Source organism: Streptomyces sp. NPDC002835 (assembly GCF_053591995.1).
In genome coordinates, this window is record NZ_JBSFUW010000029.1 from 18,177 (window position 1) to 40,630 (window position 22,454).

Below are 22,454 nucleotides of genomic sequence, written 5' to 3' on the forward strand. Positions count from 1 at the left end.
CACTGCGGCCATGAAGAACGTGCCGTCACCGGCTGAGGAACTGGCGATGCTCGACCGTGAGCTGCGCCAACTTGATGCGCGACGCGGGCAGTTGCTGGCTCGCAGGGCCTGGCTGGTCGCCGCGCTGCGGCCTGCCGCCGCACCGTTCGCGCCGCCTGTGCCGCCCACGGCGCCGCCGGCCGGCTTCGGCCCGCCGTCCGGGGCGCCCGCGATGCCCGCGGCTCCGCCCGAGACGTCGGCGCCGGGTGTGCAGAATCTGCTGCTGACGCTCGGTGGCCTGCTGCTGGCGATCGCGGCGATCGCCTTCACCCTGGTCAGCTGGGGCGAGATGGGCATCGGCGGGCGCGCCGTGGTTCTGGGCGTGGTGACGGTCGCGGCCCTCGGCACGCCGGTCGTGCTGCTGCGCCGGGGTCTGGTCGCGACGGCGGAGTCCGTGGCCGTGCTGGGTCTGGTGCTGACGGTGCTCGACGCGTACGCCCTGCACCGGACGGTGCTGGCGGGCACGGACGGGCTCGGTTACGCGGCTCTCGCGTCGGCGGCGCTCGCGGCGCTGTGGTCCGGGTACGGGATGTCGCTGCCCCGGCTGGGTACGCCGCTGCCGGTGGCCTTGGCGGCCGTCCAGCTTCCGTTGCCGCTGTGGGCGCTGACCGCGGACGCCGCGGCCCCGCCCATGGAGTGGGCGCTGCTGCTGACCGCCGTGCTGGACCTGGCGGTCGTGCTGTGGACGCGCCCGGCCGGGGTGCGGGCGGTCGCGTGGACGGGGGCCGCCGCGACGGGCGGCGGGGCGCTGCTGATCGGCGTGTTCCGGTCGGTGGCGGCGGACGGTGCGGCGGCTGCCGCGGGTCCGGCGGTGCTGCTGGTCGTGGCGGCGGCGGTCGCGCTGTTCGCGGCGTGGCGGGTGCCCGCGGCCGGCTGGGTCTCCGCCGTGTCGGGCCTGGCGCTGGTGGCGGGCGTCGGCGGTGTGGTCCGCGCGGTGGTGCCGGACGGCTGGGCGGTCACGGGCTATCTGCTGTGCGCGGTGGCTCTGCTGGGTGTGGCGCGGGCCGTGCTGCCGGCGCGGCTGCTGCCCGGTGCGGCGAGTGCCGCCGGGGCGGTGCACGCCGCCGCGGTGATGACGGCGCTGCCGCTGACCGCGTTGGCGCTCGCCGGCCCCGTCGCGACGCTCGCGGACGTCTGGGCCGGTGCGCCGTCGCTGCTGGAGCCGGACGCGACAGCGGCGGGCCTGCTCCCGGTCCCTGTCGTGCTGCTGATCACCGCGGCGGTCCTGGTCGCGGCCTCGCGTCACAACGGCCCGGCGGCCGTGTCCGCCCCGCCGGCGGCCGGCACGCCGGCGCCCTGGCCGCCGCCCGTCGCGCCGCGCGACCGGTCCGGTCCGCTCCGCGCCGCCGCACGCTGCGGGGCCCTGGTGTCGGCGTGGGCGGCGCTCACGGTCGTGCCGGTCGTGTTCGGTCTGGTGCACGCCGCCGCGCTCTCGTGGCAGCTGGCGCTGACGGCGGCCGTCCTGGCGCTCGGCGTCCGCCGGTCCGGCCCGGCGGGGACGACCGCGCTGGTCTGTGCGCTCGCCGGGTCGGTGAGCGTCGCGCTGCTGGCGCTCGCGACGCGGCCGGGGACCTTCGCCGTGCTCGGCATCCTGGTCGTCGGGCTCGCGTCCGCCGCGCTGCGGACCCGCGGCCCGGTGCAGGCGCTGCTCGCCTGCGCGGCGACGCTCTACGGGGCCGGTTTCGCCGGGGCCGCGGCCGCGGCCTGGGAGCTGCCGCCGCACCGGGCCGCGCTGGTGCTGCTGGCGGTGCCGGCGGTGACCGCGCTGCTCGGCGCCGTACTGCGGCGCCGCCCGGTCGCGCTGTCGGTGGAGGTCACCGGCGCGGCCACGGGGCTCCTGGCGATCGCTCTGGCGGCGGGCGACGCACCGGCGCCGGATCTGGCGCTGATCCTCGCGCTGGCCGGCGTGATCGCCGCGGGCACGGCCGTCCGCCCGGAGCGGCGCCCGGTCGCCGGCATCGTCGCGGCGGTCCTGTTCGTGACGGCGACCTGGGTGCGGCTGGCGGCCTGGGACGTCGCGTCCCCCGAGGCGTACACGCTGCCCGTCACGGTCGCGGCGCTGGCGGTCGGGGTGCTGCGGCGCCGGCGGGATCCGCAGGCGTCGTCGTGGACGGCGTACGGGCCCGGCCTGGGCGCGACGCTGGTGCCGAGCCTCGTCGCCGCCTGGGGCGACGAGCACTGGGTGCGTCCGCTGCTGCTGGGGCTCGCGGCGCTGGCGGTCACCCTGGCCGGGGCGCGGTGGCGGCTGCAGGCGCTGCTGGTGCTCGGCGGCATGGTGCTGACCCTGGTCGCGCTGCACGAGCTGGCGCCGTACGTGGTGCAGGTCGTCGGTGCGCTGCCGCGCTGGCTGCCGCCGGCCTTCGCCGGCCTGCTGCTGCTGGCGGTGGGGGCGACGTACGAGCAGCGGCTGCGGGACGCCCGCAGGCTGCGCGACCACGTGGCCCGGATGCGGTGACGGTCGGGGCCGGGGCCCCGACGCCGAATGCCCCGGAGACTCGAGGGTCTCCGGGGCATTCGGTCCGGGTGGTGGGCGATACTGGGTTCGAACCAGTGACCTCTTCGGTGTGAACGAAGCGCTCTCCCACTGAGCTAATCGCCCGGGCGCATCGCAAACATTACCGCATGTCAGCCGGTGCCCCGGACCGCTTCCCGGTCACTGGTCGATCTTCCACGGCATGGCCAGGCCGAACTTCCAGAGGTAGACGGCGCAGAGCACCGCGACGATGACGAGACCGATCGTGGTGAGGATGATGTTGCGCCGCCGGACCTTCGGGTCGAGCGCCCGCTGGGCCGCCTCCGTGACCTTGCGCTTGGTCCAGCGCAGCACCAGCTGGGCCCAGACGAACTCGGTCGCCCAGATCGCCATGCCGCCGAAGATCACGACCCAGCCGGGACCGGGCAGCACCAGCATCGAGACGCCGGCGAGGACCACGGCGAGGCCGACGACGAAGACGCCGACCTGCCAGCTCACATGCAGCGTTCTGGAGCGCTTGATGAAGTGCGGCGCCCTGGAGCCGAGGGCCCGTTCCTCCTTGGCGGCCTCCGGGACCGGCTCGGCCGTCCCCGTCGTCACGTCCCCCGTCGCGAGGGGGGCCGCCGTCGCCGCGGCGGCCTCGTCCCGCTCGTCACTCTGCGCGTTCATAACTCCAAACCTACCGGATCGAACTCGGTCACCGGAATGGCCGTATAACGCAAAGTAATCCACCGCCGTACGAGCGACCTGAAGGACCCCAAAACGGTCAGAGGGGTTTACAACGGCACCCCAGGTGGCATGTCGATTTCGCCGACGTGCGAATCCCCGAGCGCACACTGAGCGAAAGGCCCTGGCGCTTATGAACACCACGGTCAGCTGCGAGCTGCACCTGCGCCTCGTTGTATCGAGCGAGTCCTCACTGCCTGTACCCGCGGGCCTGCGGTATGACACGGTCGATCCCTATGCCGTGCACGCCACCTTCCACACCGGAGCCGAAGAGACGGTCGAGTGGGTCTTCGCCCGCGACCTTCTCGCCGAGGGTCTGCACAGGCCCACCGGCACGGGCGACGTACGTGTCTGGCCGTCACGCAGTCATGGCCAGGGCGTCGTCTGCATCGCGCTGAGCTCCCCGGAGGGCGAGGCACTGCTCGAGGCCCCGGCGCGGGCCCTGGAATCGTTTCTCAAGCGGACGGACGCCGCGGTGCCTCCCGGCACCGAGCATCGGCACTTCGATCTCGACACGGAGCTGTCGCACATTCTGGCCGAGAACTGACTCCAGTCCGGCCGGCTGAAAGCCGCACGGCGCCGTCCGTCTCGGGGAGACGGCGCCGCGCGGACAACCGCATATGGCGAACACCGGCGCCGTCGTCGCGGAATCCACCGCGGCGACGGCGCCGGTGCGCTCTCGGCACGAACCGCTAGAGTCAGCGCAATTCGGCGGGCACCGGCCCGCATCCGGCCAGGGAGCGAATTACGTGCTGATCCCCCACGACACCCGTAGTGCCCTCGACACCGTGGTCGACCTGATGAACACCGCGCCGCAGAGCGGGCAGGACGACAATCTGGCGGACGTCGAAGCGCTCTACGACTTCGTACGGACGCACATGGTGAGCGGCGTGGGGGAACTGACCCAGCGGGATCTCAAGGCCGTGCACGGCATCCGCGCGCTGTTCGCGGAGGTGTTCGCGGCGACCGACAGCAGGGCCGCCGCGGAGACGATCAACCGCCTGGTGGCGGCGGCGGGCACGACTCCGCAGCTCACGGACCACGACGGGCACGACTGGCATGTCCACTACTTCGCACCGGGCGCGTCCGTGGCCGACCATCTCGCGGCGGACTGCGGGATGGCGCTGGCGTTCATCGTCGTCGCCGGTGAGCAGGAGCGGCTGCGGCGCTGCGACGCCCCGGACTGCGGGCGCGCGTTCGTGGACCTGTCGCGCAACCGTTCGCGCCGCTACTGCGACAGCCGCACGTGCGGCAACCGTCTGCATGTCGCCGCGTACCGGGCGCGCCGCCGGGAGGCCGCGGGCTGAGGGGGTGGTGTGTCATCGCGGCCTCATAACCAGAAGAGGTCGTGAACGGCCGCCATGAGCAGCAGAACGCCGATCACCCCGAGGAAGATCATCAGGGGCGGCTGGGAGAGCGCGAAAAGGCATCCGCGCGGCTCCTGGGTCGGGGCGGGGGGACGGCCCCGCGAGGTATCGAGCATCTCGGGGTGATGATGACGCAGGCCGGACCTTGATCATTACCCAACACGCCCCATGGGCAGGGTTGTTCATCACATCCCGTGGTGCGGCGCCGTGCCTCGCCGGGCCCGGTGGGCGCCGGATTCCGTGGCCGGCGGGCGTCAGATTCCGTGCTTCTTGAGGATGGCCTCGATGTCGCTGAAGTCGTCGTCGGCGGCGGACCCCTTGGGGCGGGCCGCCTTGGGCTTCTCGGCCGCCGGGGCGGAGCCGCCGAGCGAGGGCCGGGAGGCGGCCGGCTCGACGGTGTCCTGGCGGGCCGCCGCGGCGGCGGCCTTGCGTTCCTTGCGGGTGCCGCCCCCTCGGCGTTCGACGGCCCTGGTCGTGATGAACAGCAGCCAGGCGAGGCCCAGGACACCGAATCCGGCCCACGCGGTCGGGCTGAAGGCCGTGCCCACGGCCCACTCGACGGCGCCGGTCATGACCAGGGCGACGGGGACCAGGGAGTAGGCCGCGATGCGCGCCGCGGCGAGGAAGCGCCTGCGGTACGCCGTGATCGCGGCGATGCCCAGGCCCGCCGCGGACACCGCGGAACAAATGGTCTCGGCAAGCATCCGGTCCTCCAGGCGTAGGCGGCTCGAGCGGTTCGTGTCCTTCCATCCTGCACCGACCAGGGGGTCCGGGGCCACGGTCCGGGGCGGGCACCGTGACATCTGGGGGAGATCTCGGGGGCGGACTCCTCCCCAGGTCCCGGTTGGGGCGGCGGGCGGCAGGCTGGGAGACTGGGCGGCATGAGCGACTCCCCGACCGGCTCCCCCGTCGTCCTCGACGTCTGGTGCGAGCTCCAGTGCCCCGACTGCCACAGCGCCCTGGACGATCTGCGGGCGCTTCGTGCCCGGTACGGCGACCGGCTGGAACCGCGGCTGCGGCACTTCCCCCTCGACAAGCACAAGCACGCGTTCGCCGCCGCGCAGGCCGCGGAGGAGGCCGCGACGCAGGGGCAGGCGTGGCCGTACGCGGAGGCGGTGCTGGCGCGCACCGAGGAACTGGCCGCGCGGGGCGAGCCGTTCCTGCTGGAGGTCGCCCGCGAACTGGGCCTGGACGCCGACGAGTTCGACACCGCCCTGATCGACGGCCGGCACATCCTGATCGTCGACGCCGACCAGGCGGAGGGCAAGGCGATCGGCGTGACCGGCACACCGACGTACGTCATCGGCGGCGAGCGGCTGGACGGCGGCAAGAGCCAGGACGGGCTGCGGGCGCGCATCGAGGAGATCGCCGACGGGCTGCTGGCCGGCGGGTAGTGGGTAGCGGTCTAGAGCAGCCGCTTGGCGAAGTTGCGGTGGGTGGTGCGGTAGCCGAGGGACTCGTAGAGGGTGCGTGCCGGGTCGTTGCCCTCGAAGACGTGCAGACCGATCAGCGGCTGCCCGGCGTCGGCCGCGATCCGGTCGGCGAGCTGCATCAGGGCCCTACCGTGGCCGCGGCCGCGGTAGGGCTCGGCGACTGCGACGTCGAACACGTACGCCCCCGGCTCTCCGGGGCCCGCCTCCTGCTCGGAGACCCAGACGTGGCCGACCGCGGCGCCGTCGGCGAGGAGGCTGTGGATGTGGACGCCCGGGGTGGCGCGGCCGTCCGGGAGCAGGCGGGCGTGGATGGCTTCCGACTGGGCGAGGGCCTCGTCCTCGGGCGATCCGCCGGCCGTCAGGGCGTCTGCGAAGTGCCGTATCGCGTGGGAGTACCAGTGGTCGAACTCCGCCTCGGTCATGGGGCGGCTCTCGACGTGGCCGGGCAGTGGGGGCGGCGGCGCGGCCACCGCTTTGATCATGTTGCGGCCGCGTTCCGTGTAGCCGAGGGCGCCGGCCAGGCGCAGCGCGGGGACGGCGTCGCCGTCGGCGGGAATGGGGACGGACGCGCGCACCTCGGTGCAGTGCCACCCGCGCAGCACCTCCTCTGCCGCGAGGGCCGCGACGGTGCCGCGGCCGCGCCGGCGGTCTGCGTCGTCGATGCGCAGGGACCGTATGTAGCCGACGGGGCGGCCCGTGCGGGGTTCGGTGGCGAGCTCAAGGGCGCCGACGGGTCTGCCGTTGACGCACACGTCGTAGCCGCGGGAGGTGGCGCCGGACTCGTCGCGCTGGATCGGCCCGGTGGGCCGCAGAGTTGTGGTCATCGAGGAGTTTCTACCTGACCCGCGGCCGTCCGACACCCGGTTTTACCGCCGGAAGCCGGCCGTCAGCCGGACTTCGGGTCCTGGTCGGCCGCCGCGCGCTCCTCGAAGATGCGCATCGCCTTGCTCGTCACCGGCCCCGGGCCCTCGCCGATGCCGCGCCCGTCGAGGCGTACGACGGCCTGGACGTCGCGGAGTGTGGAGGTCAGGAAGATCTCCTCGGCGCTGTCGAGGACTTCGAGGGGCAGGTCCGTCTCCTTGGCGCCCGTCCATTCGACGGTGAGGGCGCGGGTGATGCCGGCGAGGCAGCCGGAGGCCAGGGGCGGGGTGTGCAGTTCGCCGTCGAGGACGACGAAGACGTTCGAGCCGGTGCCTTCGCAGAGCTGCCCGACGGTGTTGGCGAACAGCGCCTCGGAGGCGCCGTGCTGGTGGGCCCTGGCGAGGGCGACGACGTTCTCGGCGTAGGAGGTGGTCTTGAGGCCGGTCAGCGCGCCGCGTTCGTTGCGGGTCCAGGGGACCGTGACGACCGACGTGGTGTCGGGGCGGCGGGCGGTCTCGCCGATCGCGACGATCAGGGTGGGGCCGTCGGCGCCCCGGTCGGAGCCGAGGGGGGAGAGCCCTCCGGTGTAGGTGATGCGCAGCCGGCCGAGCGGCATCGGGTTGGCGGCCAGCACGGCGGCGCAGGCGCGGCGGACCTCGTCGAGGTCGGGTTCCGGCAGCCCGAGGCCGGCGGCGGAGCGGGCGAGGCGTTCCAGATGGCGGGTGAGGGCGAAGGGGCGGCCGTGGACGGCCTTCACGGTCTCGAAGATGCCGTCGCCCACGGTCATGCCGTGGTCGAGTACGGACACCCGGGCGTCCTCGAGCTCCGAGAGCGCGCCGCCTACCCAAACCTTCATCGAGCTGTCCTTCCGATTGCCGCGTACGCGCCCGACGCTACCGCCAGCAGCCGCGACGCCTTCAGTTCTGTCTCGGCCCATTCGCGCTCCGGGTCCGAGCCCCAGGTGATGCCCGCACCGGTGCCGAACCGCAGGGCGTTCTCCGTGCGGTCGATCCAGAAGGTGCGTATGCCGACGGCGAGCTCGGCGGTGCCGCGGTCGGCGTCGACCCAGCCGATGCCGCCGCAGTACGGGCCGCGCGGAGTGGTCTCCAGCGCCTCGATGATCTTCAGTGCGCTGGACTTGGGGGCGCCGGTGACCGAACCCGGCGGGAAGGTGGCCGCAAGCAGTTCTGCCCAGCCGGCTTCCGGGGCGAGGTCGCCGCGGACGGTGGAGACGAGGTGGACGAGTCCGGGGTGGGCCTCGATCGCGCAGAGCGCCGGCACGGTCACGCTGCCGGTGGCGCACACCCGGCCCAGGTCGTTGCGGACCAGGTCCACGATCATGACGTTCTCCGCGTGGTCCTTCTCCAGGAGGTCGTCGGCGGTGCGGCCCGTCCCCTTGATGGGGCCGGACTCGACGGAGCGCCCCTCGCGGCGCAGATACAGCTCGGGCGAGGCGGTCGCGATCTCCACGCCGTGCGCGGGCAGCCGAATCGTTCCTGCGTACGGGGCCGGGTTGCCGCGGGCGAGCAGGGCGGTCAGCTCGTCGACGTCCGCGGTGTCCGGCTCCGGCAGCGGCGCGGAGAGCACCCGGCACAGGTTGGCCTGGTAGACCTCGCCGGCCGCGATGTGTTCCCGGACACGTCGTACGCCGGCGATGTAGGCGGCGCGGTCCAGTGACGACGTCCACGCGTCGGCCGCCGGTCCCCGCCAGCGTCCCGGGGCCGGCTCCGGAACCGGCTCGGTGCGGACGTCGCCGAAGCGGGCGCAGGTCAGACGGCCCTCGAAGTCGGCCACGACGGCCCAGAAGCCGGTGGAGTCGAGGGCCGCGGGGTCGCTGGTGACGTCCCTGAGGTCGGTGGCGACGAGGGAGCCGAAACGGGCCAGAGGAGCGAGGTCGTGCACGTCTGTGAGTGTATGACCGGCATGGATGCGGCGGGGACGGGCGGCCGGTGAGCTGCCGCGACGTGAACACACGGCGGCAAGCTGCACAAACGCGTTTTTGTACTGGCCCGGGAATCCGCTAGAGTTCAACACGTCGCCGGGACGCGCAAGCGGATCGGAACCGACAAGCGGACGTGGCTCAGTTGGTAGAGCATCACCTTGCCAAGGTGAGGGTCGCGAGTTCGAATCTCGTCGTCCGCTCGAGAAAGTGGGGGATCTTTCCGACCCCCGCACTCCGGGTGGAGTGGCCGAGAGGCGAGGCAACGGCCTGCAAAGCCGTCTACACGGGTTCAAATCCCGTCTCCACCTCCAAGGACGATTAGCTCAGCGGGAGAGCGCTTCCCTGACACGGAAGAGGTCACTGGTTCAATCCCAGTATCGTCCACTGGGTCCGCGAGGACCCGAGCGCGATTAGCTCAGCGGGAGAGCGCTTCCCTGACACGGAAGAGGTCACTGGTTCAATCCCAGTATCGCGCACGCTGTACGCAGTAACGTGGGACGTGGTGACGCAGGTCACTTTGCACTCCGCCGCCCTGCGCGATTAGCTCAGCGGGAGAGCGCTTCCCTGACACGGAAGAGGTCACTGGTTCAATCCCAGTATCGCGCACCAGCCGAAACCCCCGGTCGTCTCGACGACCGGGGGTTTCGTCATGTCCTGCCCGGTCCGTCAGGAGGAGAAGAGCATCCGGCCGAAGCCGCGCTGACGGTGGTGCCCGTGGTGGCCGCCCTGGTGCGGCGCGCCCCAGGCCGGGGCCGCGGGTGCGGGAGCGGCCGGGTACGCCTGCGGGGCCTGCGGCGGGGGCGGGGCCTGCTGGGTCCACTGCGACTCGAGGCGGGTCAGCGACTCCAGCTCGCCGTAGTCGAGAAATATGCCCCGGCAGCCGCTGCACTGCTCGATCTGGACGCCATTGCGGTTGTACGTGTGCATCGCTGCATGGCACTTGGGACACTGCATCGTCCGGTCAGCTCCTCGCCGTCTCGTCGACGTCACCGGGATACGTGCCCGGGGACGAGGTCTTCAGCCTACGACGGAGCCCCGGACTCCAACTCGGGTGCCAGTGTCCCGATTCGGGTACAGGCGTCGAGCATCGCCCGTTCGTCCTCGTCCGGACCGCGGCCCTCCGCCGCCGACTTCGCCAGCGCCAGCGCCGCCGCCTGGACGGTCAACGCCCTGGCGGGCACTTCCAGTTGGGGCCACGGGTCGTCCGCGGACGCGATCGCGGGGCCGCCGGCCGCCGCGTACGCGCCGAGGAACCGCTGCCAGACCTCCGGCGGCAGCAGGCCCGCGGCGAACCACGCGGCCGGGCGGGCGAGGTCCCAGGCCGGGTCGCCGAGGCCGAGGTCGTCGACGTCTATCAGCAGCCAGGGGCCGTCGGGGGCGGGGTGGCGCACGAGTTGGCCGAGGTGGAGGTCGCCGTGGCACACCCTCCGGCGCTCCGCGGCCGAGGGCTCCTCGCCGCGGGCCCAGGCCGGCAGGTGCGCCCAGGCGCGCCGGACGTCGCGGGCGGCCGGGTCGTCGGCCGCGGCCGCCTCCATGCGGGCCACCGCGGCGGCGGCCTTCGCCGGGCCCCGCATCGGCGGCAGCGGGCCCGGGAGCCCCGCGGGCGCGACGCGGTGCAGACGCGCCAGGAGGACCGCCGCGTCCTCCCAGGGCGCGGCGTCCGGGTCCGTGGGGTCGACGGGCGCGCCGTAGGGCCAGGCGGTGACGGGGCGGCCGGGTGCCGGGGGGCTCGCTCCGTGCGGGAGCGGCGGCAGGAGGATGCCCGCCAGCGCCGGGTGCGCCGCCAGCGCCAGGCGCGCGCGGTGGGCGACCGGGTCGGTCCCGGGGGCGTGCGCCTTCGCCACGGCGGAGCCGTGGCGCACGACGGTGCCGTCGGGCCGGTCGGCGAGCGTCTGCCCGTCCTGCGCGGCGCCGCACGCGGCACAGGTCCCCCGCGGTGCCGCCAGGTGGGCGGCGCTCCGGGCGACGGAGGCGAGTACGCGTACGACGGAAGCGGTCACGCGGGGAGCGTAGCGCCGGGTACGAGCGTGTCGGTGACCACCCGGTCCCATAACCTCGTGCAGGAAGACGCCGGATTTCTCCATCCACTTCCAGGAGGCGACAGTGCGCCGAAGGGGCACGCTGCTGCTCGCGGGTGCCGTGATCGTGACCTGCACGGTGCTCATCGGCCCCAGCTCACTCGGCGATGCCCTCTTCACCAGGCCGCTGCCCGCCGAAGCCGTCAAGGACGTCGTGCCGAACCGGGTCATGACGTGGAACATCTGCAACCCGTGCGAGGAGAGCGACGTCGACCGGGCCGCGGAGATCGCCACGTACGCGCCCCAGGTCATCGGTCTGCAGGAAGCCTGCGAGCACGAAGTCGCGAGGATCCGGGACTATCTGGAGAGGCGTCACGGGCTGGTCTACCACGTCGAGTACGGAGCGGTTCTGCAGAATTGGGGGCGCTGCGGTGGAATGCCGTGGAGTCCGGGGGCCTACGGCCAGGCGATCCTCTCGGCGGCGCCGATGACGGACCGCGTCAGCGTGGAGTACCCCGACGGAGGGTCCGAGGACCGCGGATACATGGCTGTCACCACCACGGTGGACGGCCGGCCCGTCCGGGTCTTCAACACGCACCTCGCCGAACGACGCCAGGAGGCGGTCCGAGCGGGCCAGGTCGACGTACTCGCCGCGGAGGTCGCCCGGCACGACCGTGCGATCGTTGTCGGCGACTTCAACGCCGTGCCGGACGCTCCGGAACTCGCTGCGATGCGGGCCCTGGCCACGGACACCGACCCCGATTGCCGCCCCTCGCCCGCCGGCATGTGCAAGACGACGACCGACTGGCGGAGCAAGTTCGACTACGTCTTCCTGCGGGGCGTCGTCCCGCTCGACCACGGTGTGCACCCCACCCCGCACTCGGACCACCACCTGCTGCACGCCGACGTGGACGTCAGCTGAGACCGGCGGCCCCCGGCCACGCCCGGAGACCCGCACTGCCGCCCGCTCGAGGGCAACGCGCGATGGCCGGTCAGCTCCCCAGCTGACCGGCCAAACGCTGCCGTCCGCCGCACCCCCGTCCCCACGGGGTTGTTGGCCGGATGTCCCCGACCCGGACCGCTCTTCCGGGTCCGGGGCGCCGTTCAGCGCCCCAGCATCACGCCTACGGACGACGCCTGTGTGACCACTGCTTCCCAGCCGCCGAAGACGACCACCAGCAGTGCCGCGAGGGGAAGGACCATGGCCGTCGCCACCAGGGGGTGGCGTGTACCGGACCGGCCGCCGAACGCGGCGGATGCCTTGCGTCCCTGCGTGCGGATCACCGTCCGCGTTGCCGTGTCCGTCATGGTCCTTCTCCTGTCGTGGTTGGCAGCGGCGGGTGTCTGACCTCGGGGGACGAGTGCTGCACCCGCCGCTTGACATCAACATTAGGGAAACGGCGGGGCCGGGACGTCATGCCCTCGTACCGATTGCCTGGCCTCCCGGAGGATGAGCCGTCACCCCCCGATGTACTCCCCTGGGTGGAGACGGGGCTCCAGGTCCTGGGGTCTTCCCTGAGGGGACACCGGTCAGTCGGCGGTGTCCTCGCGCGGCACGGGCTGTTCGACCAGGGCGAGGACCCGGGTCGCCATGAATCGGGCGGTGCGGACGACGGAGCCGGAACGAGTGACTTCGCTCACTTCGACCACTCCTCTGCGCACCGCTGTCTCCACCCTGCGGCCCGCCCGGCTTGCCACCACTTCGTACGTACGCGTCGTGTCCCCCGCGTCCACCACTATCTCCACGCGGTCACCCTTCATCGATCCAATCCCCCTTCTGCGACGAGTCGTTGACATCTCGCACGGGTCGAAGGAGGGGGATCCGCCCTCCTTTGACCACTCCTCAAGTATCCCATCGGGCACTGACAATCGATCCGAACGGGAGGGCGCGGCCTATGAGCGCACCGGCGCGGGGGTACGTAAGCTGTGGCACGTCACAAGCGGACGACCGGGCAGCGGGGTGGGGCCTCCCCACCGTAGGTAGGGGACGGACATGGCGATGATGCGGCTCCGGCGCGAGGACCCGCGAGTCGTCGGCTCGTTCAGGATTCACCGGCGGCTCGGCGCGGGCGGCATGGGTGTCGTCTATCTGGGCTCGGACCGGCGGGGGCAGCGGGTCGCGCTGAAGGTGATCCGGCCGGACCTGGCGGAGGATCAGGAGTTCCGGTCGCGGTTCGCCCGTGAGGTGTCGGCCGCGCGCCGTATCCGCGGCGGCTGCACGGCCCGGCTGGTGGCCGCGGACCTGGAGGCGGACCGGCCGTGGTTCGCGACCCAGTACGTGCCGGGGCCGTCGCTGCACGACAAGGTCGTCGAGGACGGTCCGCTGCGGGCCGCCGACGTGGCCGCGGTGGGTGCGGCGCTGTCGGAGGGGCTGGTGGCGGTCCATGAGGCCGGTGTGGTGCACCGTGACCTGAAGCCGTCGAACATCCTGCTGTCCCCCAAGGGGCCGCGGATCATCGACTTCGGCATCGCCTGGGCGACGGGCGCGAGCACGCTGACGCATGTGGGCACGGCCGTGGGGTCCCCGGGTTTCCTCGCACCGGAGCAGGTGCGCGGCGCGGCGGTGACGCCCGCGACGGACGTCTTCGCCCTGGGCGCGACGCTGGCGTACGCGGCGATGGGCGACTCGCCGTTCGGGCACGGCAGTTCCGAGGTGATGCTGTACCGGGTGGTGCACGAGGAGGCGCAGCTGCACGGGGTGCACGACGCGCTGGCCCCGCTGGTGTCGGCGTGTCTGGCGAAGGACCCGGAGGAGCGGCCCAGCACGCTGCAACTGTCCATGCGGCTCAAGGAGATCGCGGCGCGGGAGGCGCAGGGGCTGCAGCACGACGCCCGGCCGCCGGCGCAGCGGGAGCGGGTCGAGTCGAACCGGCCGACCGCGCGCTATCCGGAGCGGCCGGAGCGCACCGAGCGCCTGGAGCGGCGGACGGGCGGCTCGTCGCGGCCGCAGGCGCCCGCCCGCACGGGTGGCGGGTCCCGGCCGCAGCAGCCGCGTACCGCGGGCCGTACGAACGGCCGGCAGGGCAACGGCACCCGGCCGGGGGTGCGGACGACGTCGACGGGCCGGCGGCCGGCCAATCCGCGGCTGCTGCGCCAGCGGATCACCGTCTTCTTCGTGGTGACGCTGATCGTGGCGCTCGGGATCGCCGCGGCGCAGAAGCTGTAGCGGCTACCGGGGGCCTCGGCGCGGAAAGCTGTAGCGCTACGCGGGGCGGCCGGTGGCGACCGCGTAGAAGGCGACGGCGGCCGCCGCACCGACGTTGAGCGAGTCGACTCCGTGGGCCATGGGGATGCGTACCCATTCGTCGGCGGCCATGAGCGCCTTGGTGGACAGCCCGTCGCCCTCGGCGCCGAGCATGAGCGCCACGCGGTCCAGGCGGTGCGGGGCTGCCTCGTCGATCGAGGACGCCTTCTCGTCGGGGGTCAGGGCGAGCAGCCGGAAGCCCGCCTCGCGGACCGTTTCGAGGCCGCGGGGCCAGCTGTCGAGGCGGGCGTACGGGACGGAGAAGACCGCTCCCATGGAGACCTTGACCGAGCGGCGGTACAGCGGGTCGGCGCAGTCCGGGGAGAGCAGCACGGCGTCCATGCCGAGAGCCGCCGCGCTGCGGAAGATGGCGCCGATGTTGGTGTGGTCGTTGACCGACTCCATGACGACCACCCGGCGTGCCGTGCCGAGCAGGTCCCCGGCATCCGGCAGCGGCTTGCGCTGCATGGAGGCGAGGGCGCCGCGGTGCACGTGGTAGCCGGTGACGCGTTCGGCGAGGGCGGGGTCGACCGCGTACACGGGGGCCGGGACCTCTTCGATGACGTCGCGCATGACGTCGACCCACTTGGCGGACAGCAGCATGGAGCGCATCACGTAACCGGCCTGTCCGGCGCGGCGGATGACCTTCTCGCCCTCGGCGATGAACAGCCCCTCCGCCGGTTCGCGGCGGCGGCGCAGTTCGACGTCGGTCAGGCCCGTGTAGTCGTGCAGACGGGGGTCGTCGGGGTCGTCGATGGTGATGAGATCGGCCACGGGGTGATACTGCCTTCTTGGATGTGCGGTGCCAACGGTTCCCGCAAAGTCGGGTTACCGATGGTTACTTGGGCAGGCCGACGGCGACGACGTCACCGATGACGATGACGGCCGGCGGGCGCACGTCCTGGGCCCTGACGGTCTCCGCGACGGTCGCGAGCGTGGCGTCCACCCTGCGCTGGGCCGCGGTCGTCCCCTCCTGGACGAGGGCGAGCGGGGTGTCGGGCGCCTTGCCGTGCGCGACGAGCGCCTCGGCGATGGCGCCGATCTTGTCGACGCCCATCAGGATCACAAGCGTGCCGCGCAGCCGGGCGAGGGACTGCCAGTCGACCAGGGAGCGCGGGTCGTCGGGGGCGACATGGCCGCTGACGACGGTGAACTCGTGCGCGACTCCGCGGTGGGTCACCGGGATGCCGGCCGCGGAGGGGACCGAGATGGAGCTGGAGATGCCGGGCACGACCGTGCAGGGGATACCGGCCTCGGCGAGCGCCTGGGCCTCCTCCATGCCGCGTCCGAAGACGTACGGGTCGCCGCCCTTCAGCCGGACGACGGCCTTGCCGGCCTTCGCGTGCTCGATGAGCGCGTTGTTGATGGCCTCCTGGGCCATGAACCGCCCGTAGGGGATCTTGGCCGCGTCGATCACCTCGACGTGCGGCGGGAGTTCGTCCAGGAGGTCGCGCGGGCCGAGCCGGTCGGCGATGACGACGTCCGCCTCCGCGAGCAGCCGGCGGCCCCGGACGGTGATCAGGTCGGGGTCGCCCGGGCCGCCGCCGACGAGGGCGACGAACGGGGCGCGGCTGCGGCGGTGCGGCGCGGCGAGGGTGCCGTCGCGCAGGCCTTCGACGATCGCGTCGCGGACGGCGGCGGAGCGGCGCGGGTCGCGGCCGGTGAGGACGGCGACGGTGACGCCGTCGCTGCGGCCGGTGGCCGGGGTCCAGGCGGTGGCGGCGTCCGCGTCGTCGCTGCGTACGCACCAGGTCTTGGTGCGCTCGGCCTCTTCGGAGGCGCGGGCGTTGGCGTCGGGGTCGCTGGTGGCGACGAGGGCGTACCAGGCGTCGGCGATGTCGCCGTCCTCGTAGCGGCGACGGGTCCAGGCGATCTCGCCGGACTCGGCCATGGCCTCGACGGAGGGCGTCGCGGACGGGGAGATCAGGGTGACGTCGGCGCCGGCCGCCACCAGGGCGGGGAGCCTGCGCTGGGCGACCTGTCCGCCGCCGATGACGACGACGCGGCGCCCGGCGAGTCGCAGGCCGACGGGGTAGGCGGGGTGCTCGGCGGGCGGGACGTGCTCAGCCATGGCGGTGCGGCTCCTCGGGCAGGGCAGTGCGTGAGTGACGCCGCTGCGACGGTGAAGCGGCTGGCGGGGACAGGTGCGGGGTCCTGGCGACCACGATACGGCCCCGGCCACGGGGCTGTCGGGGGCCGTTGCGGAACGGTTGCCTCCGAGTTCGTCACGCACCCGGCGCGGAGGCGGACCGGGTGCGTGACGCAGGGCGTGCGCGGTGGTGCGTGGCGGGGTGCTACTTCTCGGTGACTCCGGCCGAGTCGAACGTCGCCACCTCGTGCATGGCCCGTGCCGCGCTCTGGACGATCGGGAGCGCCAGCAGGGCGCCCGTGCCCTCGCCGAGGCGGAGGTCCAGGTCGACGAGGGGACGCAGGCCCAGCTTGTTCAGCGCCGCCACATGGCCCGGCTCGGCGCTGCGGTGGCCCGCGATGCAGGCGGCCAGCGCCTCGGGGGCGATGGCGCGGGCGACGAGCGCCGCCGCGCCGGTGCTGACGCCGTCGAGGACCACCGGGGTGCGCAGGGAGGCGCCGCCGAGGATGAGGCCGACCAGCGCGCAGTGCTCCAGGCCGCCGACGGCCGACAGGACGCCGATCGGGTCGGCCGGGTCGGGCCGGTGCAGCTCGAGGGCACGGCGGACGACATCGACCTTGCGGGCGTGCATCTCATCGTTGATGCCCGTGCCGCGGCCGGTGATCTCCGACGGGTCGACGCCCGTGTAGACGGCGATCAGCGCGGCGGAGGTGGTGGTGTTGGCGATGCCCATCTCACCGGTGAGGAGCGCCTTGTTGCCGGCGGCCACCAGGTCACGGGCGGTCTCGATGCCGACCTCGATCGCCGAGAGGACCTCCTCGCGGGTCATGGCGTGCCCGGTGGTGAAGTCGGCGGTGCCGGCGCGGACCTTGCGCGGCAGCAGGCCCGGGGTGGCGGGCAGGTCGGACGCCACGCCGACGTCGATGACGCAGACCTCGGCGCCGACCTGGTTGGCGAAGGCGTTGCAGACCGCTCCCCCGCCGAGGAAGTTGGCGACCATCTGGCCGGTGACCTCCTGGGGCCAGGCCGTGACGCCCTGGGCGTGCACTCCGTGGTCGCCCGCGAAGATCGCGACGGCCGCGGGCTCCGGGATCGGCGGCGGGCACATCCGGGAGAGACCGGAGAGCTGCGCGGAGATGATCTCCAGCATCCCGAGCGCGCCGGACGGCTTGGTCATCCGCTTCTGGCGCTCCCACGCCTCGCCGAGCGCCTTGGCGTCCAGCGGACGGATGTTGGTGACGGTCTCCTGCAACAGGTCGTGCGGCTCCTCGCCCGGCAGCGCACGGCGGCCGTAGGTCTCCTCGTGGACCACCCAGGACAGCGGGCGGCGCTTGGACCAGCCTGCCTGCATCAGCTCGGGCTCCTCCGGGAACTCGTCGACGTACCCGACGCAGAGGTAGGCGACGACCTCCAGGTGCTCGGGCAGCCCGAGCGTACGGACCATTTCGCGCTCGTCGAAGAACGACACCCAGCCGACGCCGAGGCCCTCGGCGCGGGCCGCGAGCCACAGGTTCTCGACGGCGAGGGCGGACGAGTACGGCGCCATCTGCGGCTGGGTGTGCCGGCCGAGGGTGTGGCGGCCGCCGCGGGTGGGGTCGGCGGTGACGACGATGTTCACCGGGGTGTCGAGGATGGCCTCGATCTTCAGTTCCTTGAACTGCTTCGCCCGGCCCTTGGGCAGCGACTTGGCGTACGCCTCGCGCTGGCGCTGGGCCAGTTCGTGCATCGTGCGGCGGGTCTCCGCCGAGCGGATGACGACGAAGTCCCACGGCTGCGAGTGGCCGACGCTGGGCGCGGTGTGGGCGGCTTCGAGGACGCGGAGCAGGACCTCGTGCGGGATGGGGTCGCTGCGGAAGCCGTTGCGGATGTCGCGCCGTTCCCGCATGACGCGCAGGACGGCCTCGCGCTCGGCGTCGGCGTAGCCGGGGGCCGGGGGTGCGACGGGGTGGTCCTCGGCCGGCTCGGCGTCCTCGGGGGCGTCCGCGGGGGCGGGCTGGGCGGCGTCGGGGGCCGGCTGGGCGGGGGCGGGTTCCGCCTCCGGCGGTGCGGCGGCGGCCGGGGCGGCTTCGCCGGGCTCGGGTGCGGCTGCCGGGCCGGCCTCCACGGGCGCGGACGCCTCGTCGGCGGCGGGCTGCGGCACGTCGTGCGCCTGGGTGTCGACGGCGGCGGGCGCGGGGGCCGGCTCTGCCGTCTCGGCCACAGGGGCGGCCTCGGGCTGCGCGTCGGGCACCTGCGGGTCGGCGGGCACAGCGGCGGGCGCCGGCTCCTCGGCGACCGGAACCGCCGGGGCCGGGTCGGCGGGGGCTACCGCATCGGGCTCGGCGGCGGGCGTCTCGGGGGCGGCCGGCGTCGGATTCTCAGCCGGGGGCGGCGTGGCGCCCTCCGGGGCCGTAACGGGGGCGTCCTGAACGGCGGCGGCTTCGGGCGCGTCCGCGCCCGGCTGCTGCTCCGGCTGGGGAGCCGGCGCTTCCGCCTCCGGTGCGACGGCCACCGGCTCCGCCTCGACGGGTACGGGCTGCGCCTCTACGGGGGCCTCGGCCTGCGCGGGCGGCTCCGGAGCGACGGCGGTCTCGGGGGCGACCGTCTCCGGCGCGTCGGCCACGACCGGAGCGGCCGGCTCGACGGCCGGAGCGGGCGCCGCCGCGGGTGCGGGGGCCTCCGGCTCGGCGACTGCCGCCTCCGGTACGGCCGCCTCCGGGGCCACCGGCTGGTCGGACCCGCCGACCCGCGGCGCGGGCACGGTGGCCTGCGCGTTCTCGGGCGCGGGCTCGGGGGCGTTCTCCGGGACGGCCGGGGCGGCCGGGGCGACCGTTTCTGCCGGGGCCGCCGTCTGCTCCTGTACCGGCTGGGGGTCCCAGGGGGCCCCGGCCTGCGGCGGGATCTCGCCCAGCTGCGGGCCCGGCAGTCCGGCGCCCGGGTCCTCCCGCGGCACGTCGAGGTACTCCACGCCGGTGGTGGTGGCGGCGGCCTGGGCCTGCGGGGTGCGGACGACCATCGGGTGCGGCGGCGTACCGGCCGGCCCGCGGTCGGCCAGCGAGCGGACCACACCGCTGGAGGTCTCTGGCACGGGCGGTCCCATGTGGAGCGGGCGGCGCGCGGGCGCCGGCGTCGGCATGGCGGAGGTCGCGGCGGCCGGCGTCCGTACGGCTCCGAGGTCGACGGCGCCCGAATCGCGACCGCCCGCCTCGTGCGCACCGGTCTCGTGAACCGCCGCCTGCGCGGCGGCCTGTGCGGCCTCGGCCTCCACGGCGGCCGGGGCGTCCGCGACGGCCGCGGGCTCCGCGCCCGTCGGCGCGACGCCCGGAACGACGGACATGGTCCCCTGCACCTGCGCCAACGGCTCGTGGGCCGCGGCCTCCTGCGGCTGGACCTCGTGGAACTGCGCCTGCCGGGGCTGCTGCTGCGCGTACTCCGACGCTCCGGCGGCCTGGGTGACCTCGACGAACTCGGGCGCGGGCGCTGCCGCGTTCTCCGTGACCGGGGGAACGGGCTCCGCCGTCTGCTGTGCTCCGTGCGCGACCGGCGCGGCCTGGTAGTCGTGGGGCGCGTAGCCCACCGCGCCGTGGTCCGGCCGGTACTCGCCGCTCTGGTGCTGTGGTCCGGCGGCGTGGTTCGCCATCGGGTGAACGGACGCGGGCGCGGCCGCGTACTGATCGGCGGCGGGCACGCCCTGCGGGTGGTGCCCGCCCTGGGCGGGGGCCGCGTGCTGGGCGGGGGCCGCGTGCTGGGCGTCGCTCCAGGCGCCCTGGGAGCCCGGCATCAGCAGCAGGTCGTCCTCTTCGGGGCTGTTCTCGGAGTTCTCGAGGTAGGTGTACGCGTCCGGAGCGGGGATGCCCGGCTGCTCCACCATGCCTGCGTTCTCCGGCAGCCCCTCGCCCGGGATCTGGCCGGTGTCAGTCATGCGCGTACCCCTCGCCCATCGGTTTGCTCCTTCGCCCTTCGCCCGGGACGTCCGACAGCGGCACACCGGACGCCCGTGAACAAGAACGAGCGTGTGCGCCGCGCGGCACGATTGACCCACGGACCAAAGCATTGTCGCGGTCGTTCGCCGCCACGGCAGCAAGATCCGCCGTGGTTCGCTGTGGGCTGCGCCACGTCGCGCGACCCCCCGGTATCGACGTACCACATACGGGAACCAAAGTGACTCCCTTTTCCGGACATTGACGAACGAAGCGACGAACGCCCGGCTGCGGTACAACGATCGGCCAGCCTACCCCGGACCGTCTGTCACGGGGGGCCGGGGCCGAGGCTCGGACTGCCTTCCGCAGAGCAGGAAGACCACCGAGCGTTCCCGCTCCGACCAGTCGGAGGTGTCCATTTCGACGGACTGGAGGAGGGCGCACTCGACGGTGTATCCACCGGCCGCGAGGGCCGCGCCGATGGCCTCCGCCTCGTCGCGCGTGGAGGCATGGGTGACGATGCGCTCGGGCCTGCGGTCGGCGACGGCGGTGACGACCGGCACCCCCCCGCCGCCGATGCGCACGACGTCGGGCTCGGGCAGCCGTTCGAGGACATGCGGCGCGCGTCCGTGCACGACGTGGAGCTGGACGCCGAGGCGACGTGCCGCCGCCTCGCTGCGGCGGCAGGCTTCGGGGTCGTTGTCGACGGCGATGACGGCCGCGCCGAAGCGGCCGGCCTCCGCGGCGAGCGCGCCGCTGCCGCAGCCGATGTCCCAGACGAGGTCGCCGGTGCGCGGGCCGAGCCGGGCCAGCTGGGCGGCTCGCAGCCCGGCGTACTCGCCCTCGCCGCGGGCGGGCGCCTCTTCTGGCGGCAGCGCCCAGCCGCGTTCGGCCGGCGGATAGCCCGGGTCGCGGCCGGCGATCCAGCCGCCGGTCCCGGTCGGGGAGGGCGCGCTGCCGGTGCCGCCGATGACGATGACGACATTGGGGTCGCGCCACATGTGGTCGGCGACCTTGTCGGAGGTGAGGACGGTGACCTGCTCGCGGGCCGTGCCCAGTTCCTCGCAGATCACGAAGGTGCGGTGGATGCCGTCGAGCAGCAGCGCCAGTTCGGCGGGGCCGGCGCCCGGGGAGGTGAGGACCCCGACCTTGGTGTGGGCGCGGCACACATTGACGGCGCGGCGCAGGGTGCGGCGGTGTGCGACGACGATCTGGGCGTCGTCCCAGGGCATACCGGCCCTGGCGAAGGCCGTGGCCACGGAGGAGACGGCGGGGACGACCTCGACCTCCAGGCCGTACTCGGGCGCGCGCAGGGTGCGTACGACGCCGAAGAAGCCCGGGTCGCCGTCGGCGAGGACGACGGCGCTGCCGCGGTGTCCGGCGATACGGCGGGCGGCGAGGCCGACGCTGCCGAGCCGGATGCGTTCGGCGCTCGGCGGGACCTCGGGCAGTGCCAGGTGGTGGGCGGCGCCGGCCACCAGAGTGGCGGCGGAGAGGGCGGACCTCGCTGCTCGGGTGAGAGGCGAACCGTCCCAGCCGATCACCGTGACCCGGTCGGCCATCGTCGTCAGTCTCCGTCAGTCAGTTGTCGCAGGTGGTGGGCAGTACCGCGGGTACGCGTCGCACCGTGAGCGTACCTGGCGGCCATGACCGTGGGCCGTACGGAGGGTGTCCGGAAGCCCGGAGGGCCTCAGTTCCAGTCGGTGAGGGGGCGGTAGCCGGCCTCGGCCATCCGGTCGGCCTCCAGATCCTCGGGGAGCAGGCTCCAGACGATGAGGTCGGTGCGGATGTCCGTCCAGCTTCCGGTGCCGTCGTCGGGCCTGGTCCGGGCTATCCAGGCGTTGCGCAGGACGCCTTCGCTGATGCAGCCGATCTTCTGCGCCACCTGCTGGGAGGCGGTGTTGTCGGCGGCGGTGCGCAGTTCCATGCGTTCGAACTTCTGGTTGCGGAAGAGCCACCGGGCGACGGCGAGGACGGACTCGGTGGCGTATCCCTCGCCGCGTGCCCAGGGGGCCGTGACGTAGGAGACCTCGGTGGACAGGGTCCGCCAGTCGGTGTTGCGCAGGTGGACGACGCCGACGAGCCGCTGGGTGAGGAACTCGGTGACGGCGAGGACGATGCCGCGACCCTCGGTCCGCTCGGCAGGAGCGATCCTGCGGACCCAGTCCTCGGCGTCCGCCGTCGTATAGGGGTGGGGCACGGAGGTCCAGGCGGTGACCATCTCGTCGTTCATCATCTCGGTGTGGGCCGCGATGTCCGCGTCCTCGTAGGGGCGCAGCACCAACCGCTCCGTGCTGATGGACACGTCCGGGAAGGTGGTAGTCATGCGCAGCTCCATGCCGAAGACTGTCGATAAATGGTCA

At 73.7% G+C, this 22,454-nt stretch carries 20 protein-coding genes and 6 tRNA genes; 11 read left to right on the forward strand and 15 right to left on the reverse strand.

Going from position 1 to position 22,454, the window contains the following annotated elements:
* The first annotated feature begins 10 nt into the window (after positions 1 to 10).
* On the forward strand, positions 11 to 2,494 hold the full coding sequence (locus tag ACWD01_RS26535) for an SCO7613 C-terminal domain-containing membrane protein (protein WP_451165309.1): 2,484 nt from the start codon (positions 11 to 13) through the stop codon (positions 2,492 to 2,494).
* A gap of 69 nt (positions 2,495 to 2,563) precedes the next feature.
* Here the strand turns inward: ACWD01_RS26535 and ACWD01_RS26540 are convergent.
* Positions 2,564 to 2,638 (reverse strand) — tRNA-Val (locus tag ACWD01_RS26540).
* A 54-nt stretch (positions 2,639 to 2,692) separates the two neighbouring features.
* Positions 2,693 to 3,181, reverse strand: coding sequence for a TIGR02611 family protein (locus tag ACWD01_RS26545; RefSeq protein ID WP_451165310.1), 489 nt, complete (start codon positions 3,179 to 3,181; stop codon positions 2,693 to 2,695).
* A 190-nt stretch (positions 3,182 to 3,371) separates the two neighbouring features.
* Between ACWD01_RS26545 and ACWD01_RS26550 the strand changes: the two genes are divergently transcribed.
* Together ACWD01_RS26550 and ACWD01_RS26555 are read left to right on the forward strand one after the other, a co-directional pair.
* Positions 3,372 to 3,785, forward strand: coding sequence for an SsgA family sporulation/cell division regulator (locus ACWD01_RS26550; protein ID WP_451165311.1), 414 nt, complete (start codon positions 3,372 to 3,374; stop codon positions 3,783 to 3,785).
* Positions 3,786 to 3,987: 202 nt separating this feature from the next.
* Positions 3,988 to 4,545 (forward strand): CGNR zinc finger domain-containing protein, encoded by a 558-nt coding sequence (locus ACWD01_RS26555; RefSeq protein WP_451165312.1) that lies wholly within the window; start codon positions 3,988 to 3,990, stop codon positions 4,543 to 4,545.
* A gap of 314 nt (positions 4,546 to 4,859) precedes the next feature.
* On the opposite strand, the gene ACWD01_RS26560 is transcribed toward ACWD01_RS26555, so the two are convergent.
* A complete protein-coding gene (locus ACWD01_RS26560) occupies positions 4,860 to 5,309 on the reverse strand; it encodes a hypothetical protein (RefSeq protein WP_451165313.1) in 450 nt (149 codons plus the stop codon).
* Between the two features lie 177 nt (positions 5,310 to 5,486).
* Here ACWD01_RS26560 and ACWD01_RS26565 point away from each other — a divergent pair, with 177 nt between their 5' ends.
* Positions 5,487 to 5,999 carry a DsbA family protein gene (locus tag ACWD01_RS26565; protein ID WP_451165314.1) on the forward strand — a complete coding sequence of 171 codons (513 nt, stop codon included), beginning with the start codon at positions 5,487 to 5,489 and terminating at the stop codon, positions 5,997 to 5,999.
* Positions 6,000 to 6,010: 11 nt separating this feature from the next.
* On the opposite strand, the gene ACWD01_RS26570 is transcribed toward ACWD01_RS26565, so the two are convergent.
* The 3 genes from ACWD01_RS26570 to ACWD01_RS26580 form a co-directional block, all read right to left on the reverse strand.
* Positions 6,011 to 6,862, reverse strand: coding sequence for a GNAT family N-acetyltransferase (locus ACWD01_RS26570; RefSeq protein ID WP_451165315.1), 852 nt, complete (start codon positions 6,860 to 6,862; stop codon positions 6,011 to 6,013).
* Between the two features lie 62 nt (positions 6,863 to 6,924).
* Positions 6,925 to 7,755 (reverse strand): aminotransferase class IV, encoded by an 831-nt coding sequence (locus ACWD01_RS26575; protein WP_451165316.1) that lies wholly within the window; start codon positions 7,753 to 7,755, stop codon positions 6,925 to 6,927.
* Complete coding sequence (locus tag ACWD01_RS26580; RefSeq protein WP_451165317.1) at positions 7,752 to 8,801, reverse strand: chorismate-binding protein; 1,050 nt, start codon at positions 8,799 to 8,801, stop codon at positions 7,752 to 7,754. Before ACWD01_RS26580 ends, ACWD01_RS26575 begins: the two co-directional genes overlap by 4 nt.
* A 167-nt stretch (positions 8,802 to 8,968) precedes the next feature.
* Here ACWD01_RS26580 and ACWD01_RS26585 point away from each other — a divergent pair.
* The 5 genes from ACWD01_RS26585 to ACWD01_RS26605 all read left to right on the forward strand — a co-directional run bounded on the left by ACWD01_RS26585 (position 8,969) and on the right by ACWD01_RS26605 (position 9,450).
* A tRNA-Gly gene (locus ACWD01_RS26585) sits at positions 8,969 to 9,041 on the forward strand.
* 37 nt (positions 9,042 to 9,078) lie between these two features.
* Positions 9,079 to 9,152: transfer RNA gene (locus ACWD01_RS26590), tRNA-Cys, on the forward strand.
* A 1-nt stretch (position 9,153) separates the two neighbouring features.
* Positions 9,154 to 9,225, forward strand: a tRNA-Val gene (locus tag ACWD01_RS26595).
* 20 nt (positions 9,226 to 9,245) lie between these two features.
* Positions 9,246 to 9,317, forward strand: a tRNA-Val gene (locus tag ACWD01_RS26600).
* A 58-nt stretch (positions 9,318 to 9,375) separates the two neighbouring features.
* Positions 9,376 to 9,450, forward strand: a tRNA-Val gene (locus tag ACWD01_RS26605).
* A 57-nt stretch (positions 9,451 to 9,507) separates the two neighbouring features.
* Here the strand turns inward: ACWD01_RS26605 and ACWD01_RS26610 are convergent.
* Together ACWD01_RS26610 and ACWD01_RS26615 are read right to left on the reverse strand one after the other, a co-directional pair.
* The gene (locus ACWD01_RS26610; RefSeq protein WP_356894962.1) at positions 9,508 to 9,795 is read right to left on the reverse strand and encodes a TFIIB-type zinc ribbon-containing protein; all 288 of its coding nucleotides are present in this window, start codon (positions 9,793 to 9,795) and stop codon (positions 9,508 to 9,510) included.
* Between the two features lie 68 nt (positions 9,796 to 9,863).
* Positions 9,864 to 10,841, reverse strand: coding sequence for a phosphotransferase family protein (locus ACWD01_RS26615; RefSeq protein WP_451165318.1), 978 nt, complete (start codon positions 10,839 to 10,841; stop codon positions 9,864 to 9,866).
* A 103-nt stretch (positions 10,842 to 10,944) separates the two neighbouring features.
* On the opposite strand from ACWD01_RS26615, the gene ACWD01_RS26620 reads away from it, so the two are divergent.
* Positions 10,945 to 11,781, forward strand: coding sequence for an endonuclease/exonuclease/phosphatase family protein (locus ACWD01_RS26620; protein WP_451165319.1), 837 nt, complete (start codon positions 10,945 to 10,947; stop codon positions 11,779 to 11,781).
* A 182-nt stretch (positions 11,782 to 11,963) separates the two neighbouring features.
* Here ACWD01_RS26620 and ACWD01_RS26625 read toward each other — a convergent pair whose 3' ends face one another.
* The gene (locus ACWD01_RS26625) at positions 11,964 to 12,167 is read right to left on the reverse strand and encodes a hypothetical protein (protein ID WP_451165320.1); all 204 of its coding nucleotides are present in this window, start codon (positions 12,165 to 12,167) and stop codon (positions 11,964 to 11,966) included.
* Between the two features lie 222 nt (positions 12,168 to 12,389).
* Positions 12,390 to 12,620: a hypothetical protein gene (locus ACWD01_RS26630; RefSeq protein ID WP_356894970.1), complete on the reverse strand. Its 231-nt coding sequence runs from the start codon at positions 12,618 to 12,620 to the stop codon at positions 12,390 to 12,392.
* Positions 12,621 to 12,852: 232 nt separating this feature from the next.
* On the opposite strand from ACWD01_RS26630, the gene ACWD01_RS26635 reads away from it, so the two are divergent.
* Entirely contained in the window at positions 12,853 to 14,025 is a 1,173-nt protein-coding gene (locus ACWD01_RS26635; RefSeq protein ID WP_451165321.1) for a serine/threonine-protein kinase, read from the forward strand.
* Between the two features lie 36 nt (positions 14,026 to 14,061).
* Here ACWD01_RS26635 and ACWD01_RS26640 read toward each other — a convergent pair whose 3' ends face one another.
* The 5 genes from ACWD01_RS26640 to ACWD01_RS26660 form a co-directional block, all read right to left on the reverse strand.
* Positions 14,062 to 14,877: a TrmH family RNA methyltransferase gene (locus ACWD01_RS26640; protein ID WP_451165322.1), complete on the reverse strand. Its 816-nt coding sequence runs from the start codon at positions 14,875 to 14,877 to the stop codon at positions 14,062 to 14,064.
* A gap of 64 nt (positions 14,878 to 14,941) precedes the next feature.
* Complete coding sequence (gene cobA, locus ACWD01_RS26645; protein ID WP_451165323.1) at positions 14,942 to 16,174, reverse strand: uroporphyrinogen-III C-methyltransferase; 1,233 nt, start codon at positions 16,172 to 16,174, stop codon at positions 14,942 to 14,944.
* Between the two features lie 223 nt (positions 16,175 to 16,397).
* Positions 16,398 to 20,093 (reverse strand): nicotinate-nucleotide--dimethylbenzimidazole phosphoribosyltransferase, encoded by a 3,696-nt coding sequence (gene cobT, locus ACWD01_RS26650; RefSeq protein WP_451165324.1) that lies wholly within the window; start codon positions 20,091 to 20,093, stop codon positions 16,398 to 16,400.
* A gap of 309 nt (positions 20,094 to 20,402) precedes the next feature.
* Complete coding sequence (cbiE, locus tag ACWD01_RS26655; protein ID WP_451165325.1) at positions 20,403 to 21,653, reverse strand: precorrin-6y C5,15-methyltransferase (decarboxylating) subunit CbiE; 1,251 nt, start codon at positions 21,651 to 21,653, stop codon at positions 20,403 to 20,405.
* A 128-nt stretch (positions 21,654 to 21,781) separates the two neighbouring features.
* Positions 21,782 to 22,429 carry a GNAT family N-acetyltransferase gene (locus tag ACWD01_RS26660; protein WP_451165326.1) on the reverse strand — a complete coding sequence of 216 codons (648 nt, stop codon included), beginning with the start codon at positions 22,427 to 22,429 and terminating at the stop codon, positions 21,782 to 21,784.
* Positions 22,430 to 22,454 lie beyond the last annotated feature (25 nt).

Coding starts and splice junctions, on each gene's coding strand:
- ACWD01_RS26635 (WP_451165321.1), top strand. CDS start 12,853: ATGGCGATGATGCGGCTCCGGCGCGAGGACCCGCGAGTCGTCGGCTCG.
- ACWD01_RS26550 (WP_451165311.1), top strand. CDS start 3,372: ATGAACACCACGGTCAGCTGCGAGCTGCACCTGCGCCTCGTTGTATCG.
- cbiE (WP_451165325.1), bottom strand. CDS start 21,653: ATGGCCGACCGGGTCACGGTGATCGGCTGGGACGGTTCGCCTCTCACC.
- ACWD01_RS26570 (WP_451165315.1), bottom strand. CDS start 6,862: ATGACCACAACTCTGCGGCCCACCGGGCCGATCCAGCGCGACGAGTCC.
- ACWD01_RS26535 (WP_451165309.1), top strand. CDS start 11: ATGAAGAACGTGCCGTCACCGGCTGAGGAACTGGCGATGCTCGACCGT.
- ACWD01_RS26610 (WP_356894962.1), bottom strand. CDS start 9,795: ATGCAGTGTCCCAAGTGCCATGCAGCGATGCACACGTACAACCGCAAT.
- ACWD01_RS26630 (WP_356894970.1), bottom strand. CDS start 12,620: ATGAAGGGTGACCGCGTGGAGATAGTGGTGGACGCGGGGGACACGACG.
- ACWD01_RS26575 (WP_451165316.1), bottom strand. CDS start 7,755: ATGAAGGTTTGGGTAGGCGGCGCGCTCTCGGAGCTCGAGGACGCCCGG.
- ACWD01_RS26625 (WP_451165320.1), bottom strand. CDS start 12,167: ATGACGGACACGGCAACGCGGACGGTGATCCGCACGCAGGGACGCAAG.
- ACWD01_RS26565 (WP_451165314.1), top strand. CDS start 5,487: ATGAGCGACTCCCCGACCGGCTCCCCCGTCGTCCTCGACGTCTGGTGC.
- ACWD01_RS26545 (WP_451165310.1), bottom strand. CDS start 3,181: ATGAACGCGCAGAGTGACGAGCGGGACGAGGCCGCCGCGGCGACGGCG.
- cobA (WP_451165323.1), bottom strand. CDS start 16,174: ATGGCTGAGCACGTCCCGCCCGCCGAGCACCCCGCCTACCCCGTCGGC.
- cobT (WP_451165324.1), bottom strand. CDS start 20,093: ATGACTGACACCGGCCAGATCCCGGGCGAGGGGCTGCCGGAGAACGCA.
- ACWD01_RS26560 (WP_451165313.1), bottom strand. CDS start 5,309: ATGCTTGCCGAGACCATTTGTTCCGCGGTGTCCGCGGCGGGCCTGGGC.
- ACWD01_RS26660 (WP_451165326.1), bottom strand. CDS start 22,429: ATGGAGCTGCGCATGACTACCACCTTCCCGGACGTGTCCATCAGCACG.